Consider the following 9,570-nt stretch of genomic DNA (forward strand, 5'->3'; position numbering starts at 1 on the left):
TTTATATATTTATTAATTAATTTACATTTATACGAATTAAAGAGAGGCATCTACGATAATTTAAGTTACATAGGAGGAATGAACATGACTACATTTCACAATCAACTCATTGCACACTACAAGTTTGAAGATGCAGCCGAGATCGGCAAGGATAGCTCAGGGAACGGACACAATGGAACAGCCTCAGGAGAAAAACTACCCAGCATTTCCGAAGTAAATGGCAGATGGGCGGTGACTTTTACCGGAGGATCGAACGGAACATCCTATTTGGAGCTGCCTTCGAATTTGCTGCAAGATGTAAGCGATAACACAGGTGTGACTGTTGCGGTATGGGTCCATTTGGGCAAAGGTTCGAATGTGTGGGAGAGAATTTTCGACTTCGGCAATGGCGAGAAGGGCCCCTATTTATTTCTGACTCGTCAGATGAGAGGTACGTTATATGCGGGAGATGATTTGGTTGTAGACCCGGGACGCGGATTTGCCAGTGGGGAATGGATGCATATTGCTTTGTCGGTGGCAGGCAGTCAAGGCGGCACACGCAGCAGCGCAGGTCCGATTGTGTATGTGAATGGGGAGATAGTGGCGGATGGCTCCATCAGTCAGACGTCCAGTGGCAATTATGCCAAGCTGCGCAGATGGTTTGATTCGTTCGTGGACCCTGTGAACTATAGCCGTAATTATATTGGACGTTCTCAGTACTCGGCAGATGTGGACTTTGCGGGATCACTATCTGATTTTCGGATTTATCAGGCGGCTCTATCCATGGATGAAGTCATTGAGGTGATGTGCGAGTCCCTGACTGATGAAGAGATTGTGAAGCTTGCCGGAGATAAATATTTGTCTGCTCCAGCCCGGATTATTACCAAAAATGTAGCATTGCCTATAGATTTGCTAGGGGGAAAGGTGAACGTTCAATGGAGTTCAAGTCAGCCTGAAGTTCTGTCAGCGAATGGAGAAATTCAATCTCTGAGCTCTGCACAGGGAGTTCGTTTGAATGCACTTTTGACCAAGGGTGGAAGTACGTCAAACAAAAGTTTTGATGTCTCTGTTGTTCCAGAGCACCTCCCGCCATATACCGTTACGATTCACGGGGATCAACGTGTGGCGGATATTAGCGAAGTAATGTACGGCCTCTTCTTCGAGGACATTAACAATGCGGCAGACGGGGGAATCTATGCAGAGCTTGTTCAGAACCGCTCGTTTGAATCCTTTGCATTCGATACGTACTCGCATGACTCGGGAGAATGTGGTTGTTCGACAGGTCGGAACCGTGATCCGTTGTATGCCTGGTCCGGGGATACCGACAAAATGATCGTGCAGCAGACCGATGGATTAAACACTTATTTAAACGTGGAAGACCCGGAAGTGAATCCTTATTATGTAACGGTTCAGGCTGGTGCGACGATTCGTAATCGCGGCTTCTCGGATTCCAACCAACATTGTGCCATGTCCATTAAGAAGGGTGAGGCGTATGATTTTTCTGTCTGGGCCAAGGCAGTATCCTCAGGAACGATTACGATTCAATTGCAGGATGGGAACGGCGATGCCATCAGTGATTCAGTTGCGCTGCAAGTTGAAGGTGGTAACACATGGATGAAGTACGGAATCCAGAATTCGAACGTAACCCTGACTGGAACGGAAACTGCGCTGGGGCAATTGGCACTCACCTTCGATGGGGACATTTCCATCGATTTGGTATCGTTGATTCCACAAGATGTATGGGGAGCCAATCCGAAAGAGCAGGGAATATCCGCGTCAGCGCATGCCAACTACACGGGTAATCCAAACTATCGACTCCGGAAAGACCTGGTTCAAGCGCTCGTCGATCTGCATCCAAAGTTTCTGCGTTTCCCGGGGGGATGCATTTCGGAAGGTTCATTTATTTGGGACAATGTGTATGACTGGAAGGATTCGGTGGGACCGGTTGAACTTCGCAAGGAGAACTATAATGTCTGGGGTTACATGATGACGATGGGCCTCGGATACATGGAATATTTCCAGCTGGCTGAAGATTTGAATGCTGCTCCCGTTCCGGTCATGGCCTGTGGGGTTCTGTGCCAGGCGCGTTCGGATTATGCACATCCGGCGGGTGGCGCTTTGAGGGAGTATTATATCCGTAACTTTACAGACCTGATCGATTTTGCGCTCAGCACGGATATTGAACATAATGAATGGGCGGCCATGCGGAGCAGCATGGGGCATCCTGAGCCTTTCGATCTGCGTTATCTTGGCGTAGGCAATGAGAACTGGGGAACCGAATTTTTTGCGAACTTTGAAGTATTCAAGACATCAATTGATGACTATATGAAGTGTAACTATCCTGATCATGAGCTGTTTATCATTTCGACAGTCGGCGCTCAGGCAGACGATGATGCGTACCAGCAGGGATGGAAATTCCTGAGCGGCAATCTGACCGGATCAGCTCAAGTCGCTTTTGCAGATGGCAAAGAGGTGATCGAGGAGACGGTCACTTGGTATGAGAACCAGGACAACTATATGGATACCATTGCCGATGAACATTACTATCGTTCCAATGACTATCTGCTGAATAACGTGGATCGGTATAACTATTATGAGCGGGCGTATCACGAAGATGGCAGTATGGATTGGAAAGAGACATCTAAGGTATTTGTGGGAGAATATGCGTCAACGGACAAAAATACCTTGGCAGGTGCGGTTGCCGAAGCGGCCATCATGACCGGATTCGAAAATAATGCGGACGTTGTTCGCCTGGCTGCCTATGCGCCACTATTTAACAAGGTACTGACAGACGGCACCTACCGCTGGACACCGGACTGCATCTGGTTTGATGATGAGACGGTGTGGTACACACCGAATTACTATGTACAGCAGCTTTTTGCCAAGTACGTGGGCGATCAGGTGCTGAGCACTTCATTTTCAACATACAGCAAGGGTCAACCGATAGAGCTCATTCCGCGCGGCGGGATCGAGATTGCGACAGGTCAAGCTGACATTGTGGTGCAACGGATTACGGTCACATCGAACCAGGATGGCAGGGTGCTGTTTACAGAAGATTTTAGGGAGCAGACAGCTCTGAATGAGGCGTGGAATCGGATTCCGGGATCGGCAGGATATATGCTGGAGACGGGAAAAGGGCTGATCTTAAAAGCGCAGGCAAGCGGTCTGAATGGGGTATATCTTCTGAACGATGAATGGACGAATTATAAAGTTGAAGTTGAGATTCAGCGCATAGCGGGCGAGGACGGCTTCACCATCGGTGTGGGATTGACGGATATATCCCCTAAGAAAAAGGACGTCATTGAATACGCGATTGGATATGGCGGCAATGCAACGGGAGTCAAAGTATACAAACAAGGTGTAGAAGGCTACACCCTGGGTGATTATTCTTCCAGTTCTGCGGCGGGAAATCTCCGGGCAGCCAACTATGAACCACTGGAGAACGATACGAATTATACGATTACGGTGAATTATGGTGGTGACACAGGGGGAAATCTAATCTGCTCTTATACTGATGGTCACACAACCAGCCGAATTCTGGATTACAAGCTCGAAGCATACAACCGGGACGTATTCCATTCCGTTACGAGAGATGCACAGCATGTGTATGTGAAGCTGGTGAACGCAGATGGGGTGGACAAAGCAACTCAAATTCGCCTTCAGGATCTGAACATTGCCTCTGTTGCTAGAATGATAACACTTAGCGGAGATGAAGAATTGCTACATGTTCCCAACGTGAATCAGAAGAACGATGAGAAGATTGTTCCACAAGAACAAGTGATTCATCTACAGGAGGATTCGGTTGTGTTGCAGCTCCCTGCCCATTCGGTCAATGTGCTGGTTATGAATGTCCAGAAATAATGATATAAGTTGAACCAATAATTTCCACACGGAGTTACTACGTGGTCAGAACCATCTTCATATCTCAATAATAACCAGCTTTAGTCTTAGAACCGCGACACTCGCGGTTTTTTGGCTTTCTACGAAGAGGGTCAACAAAAGATACCTAAAGTAAATAGCCTACACTATGGCCGATTCCTGACGGATTCTATAATGAATTTGAAGGAGGAGACAGCTCATGCGTTCCAACTACAAACAATTTATACGAAACGTTCCGCTTCATCTTATGATATTGCCTGGACTGATCATCATCATTGTATTCGGTTACATTCCGATGGCGGGACTCTCCATTGCCTTTCAGAATTTTACTCCCATTGCCGGATTCAAAAATATGAATTGGGTCGGTCTGGACAATTTCAGGTACTTGTTCGATCTGCCTGGATTCGGTCAGGTCGTATGGAATACCGTTTTCATTTCCGTGATGAAAATTGTGTCCGGTTTGGTCATTCCGGTGCTTGTCGCCTTATTACTGAACGAGGTACGCAAAACAGCGTTTAAACGAACAATACAGACGGTCATCTATATGCCGCATTTCTTTTCGTGGGTCATATTGGCCGGGATCATTGTGGATGTGCTGTCTCCTAGCACAGGTATCGTAAATATGCTGCTTAAGGCGATAGGGGTTGAACCTGTTCAGTTCCTGGCCAGCAACGAATGGTTTCCTTACATACTCGTCATTACGGACCAATGGAAAGAATTCGGATTTGGCACCATTATATATTTGGCCGCATTGACAAACATTGATAAATCCTTGTATGAAGCATCCGTGATGGATGGTGCGGGAAGATGGAAGCAGACATGGCATATTACGCTCCCCGGCATTCGTCCAATCGTAATACTGATGGTTACGCTAAGCCTTGGAAACGTGCTGAATGGCGGCTTTGACCAAGTGTTCAATCTATATAATCCGCTCGTCTACGAATCGGGAGATATTCTTGATACAATGATCTATCGGATTGGTTTGCAGGATGCCCAGTACTCCGTATCCACCGCATTGGGCCTCATTAAATCAGTCGTTTCGTTCATCTTTATCGGGCTTGGATATTTCCTGGCCTATCGATTAGCCAATTATCGGATTTTCTAGAAAGGAGGCAAGAACATGCATCATGCTTCGAGAGCCTATCGTTGGTTTCTGGGATTGAATTACGTCACCCTGACCCTTCTTGCCTTGCTCTGTCTGTTTCCTATTGTGAATATTCTGGCGATTTCGTTTAGTTCAAGTGATGCAGTCAAGGCGGGGAGTGTGACATTCTGGCCGGTGGACTTCACCCTGTCCTCCTATAAATACATTCTGGAGAATCAGCAGTTTCTAAATTCGTTCGGCACAAGTCTTCTCCGCGTTGTACTCGGGGTTGCGACCAATCTGGTCTTCACGATTCTTGTAGCCTATCCACTCTCCAAAGAGGCAGCAAAGTTCCGTTCCAGAACATTCTATGCGTGGATTTTTGTCTTCACCATGCTATTCAGTGGGGGATTGATCCCGGGTTATCTTATCGTTAAGGAAGCAGGTCTGTTGGATTCAATCTGGGCCCTGATTTTGCCGGGGGCGGTTCCCATCTTTAATGTATTGCTTATGCTGAATTTCTTTCGAGGCTTGCCGAAGGAACTGGAAGAAGCAGCATGGATGGATGGCGCAGGCCATTTTCGCACACTATGGAGCATTTACCTTCCCATTTCATTGCCAAGTATTGCAACCATCACGCTATTTGCCATGGTAGGACACTGGAACGCCTGGTTTGATGGCATGATCTACATGAAGAGTCCGGAAGGTTATCCGCTAGCTACGTATCTGCAATCGATGCTCCAGCAAGTGACGATGCTTCAAAGTGAGATGATGACCCTGGAGGACGCAACGCTGTTAAGCCAGGTGTCGGACAGAACGACTCAGGCATCCCAAATCTTTTTGTCCGTTATACCCATTCTGCTTGTGTATCCATTCCTGCAAAGGTATTTCGTCCATGGACTTGTTGTCGGCAGTGTAAAGGGATAAGATCGATGGAGGAAAGCCAATGGGAGGAGCCGATTTCCGGCTCCTTTTTGCCGTTGAGGAAAGGAGTGGAGGGAAATGAGATTTGCGGTGGGCACCTGGAAAAATGCATCCATTGTCGTCAAGCTGATGATTGCTTTTGTGCTTGTCATTCTGCCCCTATATGGAATCAGCATTATGATTACACATACCAGCTCCAAGCAAATGCAGACAGAAGTGGAGAAGGCGCATGAATCGAAGCTGTATTTTTACCACAATCATCTGCAATTCGAACTGGAGCGAATGAGTGGGCTTGTGACCGAATTTTCGTTCGATGATACGATGTCCACGCTAAGTACACGAGCAGCGATCATGAGCAGGTATGAGGTGACTTCCAGTCTCAATAATATCCACAACAAGCTGGGTCAGATCATGGTAACGAGTCCCTATATCAGTGATGTTGTGTATTACGTACCGGCTCTTCATAAGCGGGTCAGCGCAGTGGACGGAATTCGCAATGTAGAGGATGGCGAATGGAAGGATCTGCTGGCAACTATGGGAAATCTGAATGGTGAGCTGTCTTATTCGGATAACAATCTTTATTTTCTCAAAAGCAACCCGTACAACATGAATCATGAGGAACCGCCCAATTTTATATTAGGCATACGTTTGTCTGCTGAAGAATTGAAGCACAGATTGCAGCAACTCGCGGAAACCGGGGGCAGTGATATTACGCTGAGCTTCGGAGAGCACCACAATGTGGTCATTTCTTCTTCTGATGAACCTGCATCGTCGGCACAATTGCAACAGGTATCTCCAGAATCTCCGGTATCCATACAGGTTACGAGGTTTCAATCCGATCCATTTCTGTGCTATTCGCTTTATGATCCCGATCACTCATTCACGCTGACGGCCAGCATTCCTAATGATGTGCTCAAAGCTCCCCTGGAACAATACAATCTGTGGTTGTGGATGCTGACGCTTATTTCAATCGTTATTATTATGATCTTCTCCTTTTCGATCTACAGGTCCATTCACAAGCCGTTATCTGTGCTGATTCGCGGGTTCAGAATGGCGGAGCAGGGACAGACAAGCATTCATATTCCACAATCCAGACGGGACGAATTTGGTTATTTGTACTCTCGTTTCAATCACATGATAGAGCGCTTACATATTCTGATTGATGAAAATTATGTTGCCCGGATTCGAACCAGCGAGGCAGAACTTAAACATCTGCAGTCTCAGATTCAGCCTCACTTTTTATATAACAGCCTCTTCAGCATCAAGCAAATGGCCGAGGTGGAGAATGTTGAATTGATTCAGGAGTTTACCGATTATTTGGGACAATATTTCAGGTACATGTCCAGGGATTCTCATTCCGAGGTATCGCTCGGTGAAGAGATGGACCACGCCTTGGTCTATGCTTCGATTCAAAAAATCCGGTTTGGGTCAAGAGTCCAGCTGCAACTGGAGGAACTAAGCAGGGATTATCGAGGTATTGCCATTCCCCGGGTCATCATTCAGCCGATTGTAGAGAATGTCTTCGAGCATGCCCTTGCCAAACGCAGTCAGGGGGGGGATCTGAAATTATCCTATCAAGTGGATCAAGATAAACTGTCCATTCGAATTGAGGATGATGGCGATCAGTTAACGGATGCAATCTTGAGCAATCTGCAAGCGTCCTTTCAAGAATCTGCGAATCAGAGATCTGGGAATGAAGAGATTACAGGGCTGATGAATGTGAATCAACGTTTACGAATCAAGTTTGGGACAGGCTATGGTCTTAGCGCGCAGCGCAGTGCGTTGGGCGGGCTATGCATAATTATAAATATTCCATGGAGACGGGAGTAGTCGTATGCAGCGAATGTTAATTGTAGATGATGAACCGGTTATTTTGGATGGACTCTATGCTTTCTTTCAAAAGGCGGATTTGCAGGATATGGAGATCATTAAGGCATACTCTGCCTTTGAAGCAATCGAGTGGTTGAATTCCGTCAAAATTGATATCGTGCTTAGCGACATCTGTATGCCTGGCATGGATGGCATGGAGCTGATCGAGAAGATTATGGATCGGTGGCCACGATGCAAAGTTCTTTTGCTGACAGGTCATAACGAATTTGATTATGCGCATCAAGCGATACGCAACCCTTGTGTTGTGGATTACCTGTTAAAGACAGAGGGCATGAGTCATATCCGCGCTTCGGTAGAGCGGGCGTTAACACAAATTTCGGAGGAGAATGATTTCCGGTACCAGCACGCCTGGTTTCGCAGCAAGCTGCCCAGAGCGCTGCCTCAGCTACAAAGACAGTTGCTGCTGGATCTCCTTAAGCGAACGGAACGGCATGATATCGCCTCGCTTCAGGAAGAATTGGATGCTGTCCAGCTCCCCTTCATATCCGCTGAGCCTGTAATCCCGGTCATCATACGGGTCGAGGAGTGGAACAACTATCAATCCCAGGCAGACCGGAGTTTAATTCGATATGCCGTTGCCAACGTTGCGGAGGAGCTGCTTCAGGATAAGGCCAAGGTCAAAGCAATCGATCTGGATTATCAAGTCATTGCCTGCTTTGTTCAACCCAAGGTGGAGCCATCGAGCTTCCATACAGGACGGCAGGAGAAGTGGGAACAGACACTGCGTTTTGTCTATGGAACGCTGGAGTCTGTGCAGCAATCCTGTGCGAACTGCCTGAATCTGTCCGTCTCCATTATGGTGAGCGAGCAGGCAGTGGAGTGGATCGGGCTGAATCAGGCCATCGCGCAGTTGCGCCTGTCTATTTATGAGGGCCCTGGACTCGGGATGGAGAAGCTGCTTCGTGTCAATGTGCAGCATGATTTGCCATACACCCCCAATATTTTAAATCAACAGAGTGTTGCAGCCCTTCATCTGGATCAGATCAAGCAGCGGGTTACAGCAGGTGATAGGGAGTGGATGGAGTCGTTTCACAAATGGACAGAGGCTTCAAAAGAAGGGCTTCAGGACCCATTCTTTCGAATGAGAATCTATACAGGAGCAGGCAGTGGGCTGATCGATCTTCTTCATGAACTGGGCTTGTACGAATCGGCGATGGAGGAAATGGCATTGTCTCGAATGCTTCATTTTGACATCCATACGGCTTGGTCTGATCTGGTGGTTTTCTATCAATCGGCATATGAATGGATCATCTCCAAACGAAGTGTTACGCGCATCCATGATCAGTCGCAGATTCTTATTACTATTCATCATTATATCAAGCACCATCTGGAGGATGACCTTTCGTTAACCCGAATTGCACAGGAGGTTTCTCTCAATCCGTCATATCTGTCCCGTTGGTACAAGCGCATAACAGGCAAAGGCATATCCGACTATATCCATGACCGGCGCATTGAGCGCAGTAAGGAATTACTTCTCGGCTCGGCCTGCAAAATGCATGAAATATCCGCCAAGGTCGGATTTAGTGATCAGCATTATTTTTATCGATTCTTCAAAAAAGCTACCGGCTGCACGCCGCAGGAATATCGGGATCAAAAAAGTTAGATCAAGTATGAAATGGTAAATCAAAGATACCAGATGTCAACGGGGTACACTCGAAGTGATAGCGCTTTCTTTATAAAATAAAACTATATAAGATGAAACAAAATTAAACCATAACGGAGAGAGCAGAAGAGACCTGTTAGAAGCGGAGCGTTCGCCTTTATCACCGGATTTCTCCCTTCTAAAAGGGATAAAGGAAATCTGGGGATAACAG

At 46.9% G+C, this 9,570-nt stretch carries 5 protein-coding genes; all 5 read left to right on the forward strand.

The features are described 5' to 3' along the window. Positions 1 to 84 precede the first annotated feature (84 nt). Entirely contained in the window at positions 85 to 3,840 is a 3,756-nt protein-coding gene (locus P364_RS0133855) for an alpha-L-arabinofuranosidase C-terminal domain-containing protein (RefSeq protein WP_024634396.1), read from the forward strand. Positions 3,841 to 4,057: 217 nt separating this feature from the next. Beyond that, the gene (locus P364_RS0133860; RefSeq protein ID WP_024634397.1) at positions 4,058 to 4,963 is read left to right on the forward strand and encodes an ABC transporter permease; all 906 of its coding nucleotides are present in this window, start codon (positions 4,058 to 4,060) and stop codon (positions 4,961 to 4,963) included. 15 nt (positions 4,964 to 4,978) lie between these two features. Next, entirely contained in the window at positions 4,979 to 5,869 is an 891-nt protein-coding gene (locus P364_RS0133865; RefSeq protein ID WP_024634398.1) for a carbohydrate ABC transporter permease, read from the forward strand. A 75-nt stretch (positions 5,870 to 5,944) separates the two neighbouring features. Continuing rightward, positions 5,945 to 7,696 (forward strand): sensor histidine kinase, encoded by a 1,752-nt coding sequence (locus P364_RS0133870; protein WP_024634399.1) that lies wholly within the window; start codon positions 5,945 to 5,947, stop codon positions 7,694 to 7,696. Between the two features lie 4 nt (positions 7,697 to 7,700). Then, entirely contained in the window at positions 7,701 to 9,359 is a 1,659-nt protein-coding gene (locus tag P364_RS0133875) for a response regulator transcription factor (protein ID WP_024634400.1), read from the forward strand. Positions 9,360 to 9,570 lie beyond the last annotated feature (211 nt).

The organism is Paenibacillus sp. MAEPY2, from assembly GCF_000499205.1.
Lineage (GTDB): Bacteria > Bacillota > Bacilli > Paenibacillales > Paenibacillaceae > Paenibacillus > Paenibacillus vandeheii.

Excerpts from the sequence above, each read along its gene's own strand:
- P364_RS0133855 (WP_024634396.1), top strand. The coding sequence starts at position 85 with ATGACTACATTTCACAATCAACTCATTGCACACTACAAGTTTGAAGAT.
- P364_RS0133860 (WP_024634397.1), top strand. The coding sequence starts at position 4,058 with ATGCGTTCCAACTACAAACAATTTATACGAAACGTTCCGCTTCATCTT.
- P364_RS0133865 (WP_024634398.1), top strand. The coding sequence starts at position 4,979 with ATGCATCATGCTTCGAGAGCCTATCGTTGGTTTCTGGGATTGAATTAC.
- P364_RS0133870 (WP_024634399.1), top strand. The coding sequence starts at position 5,945 with ATGAGATTTGCGGTGGGCACCTGGAAAAATGCATCCATTGTCGTCAAG.
- P364_RS0133875 (WP_024634400.1), top strand. The coding sequence starts at position 7,701 with ATGCAGCGAATGTTAATTGTAGATGATGAACCGGTTATTTTGGATGGA.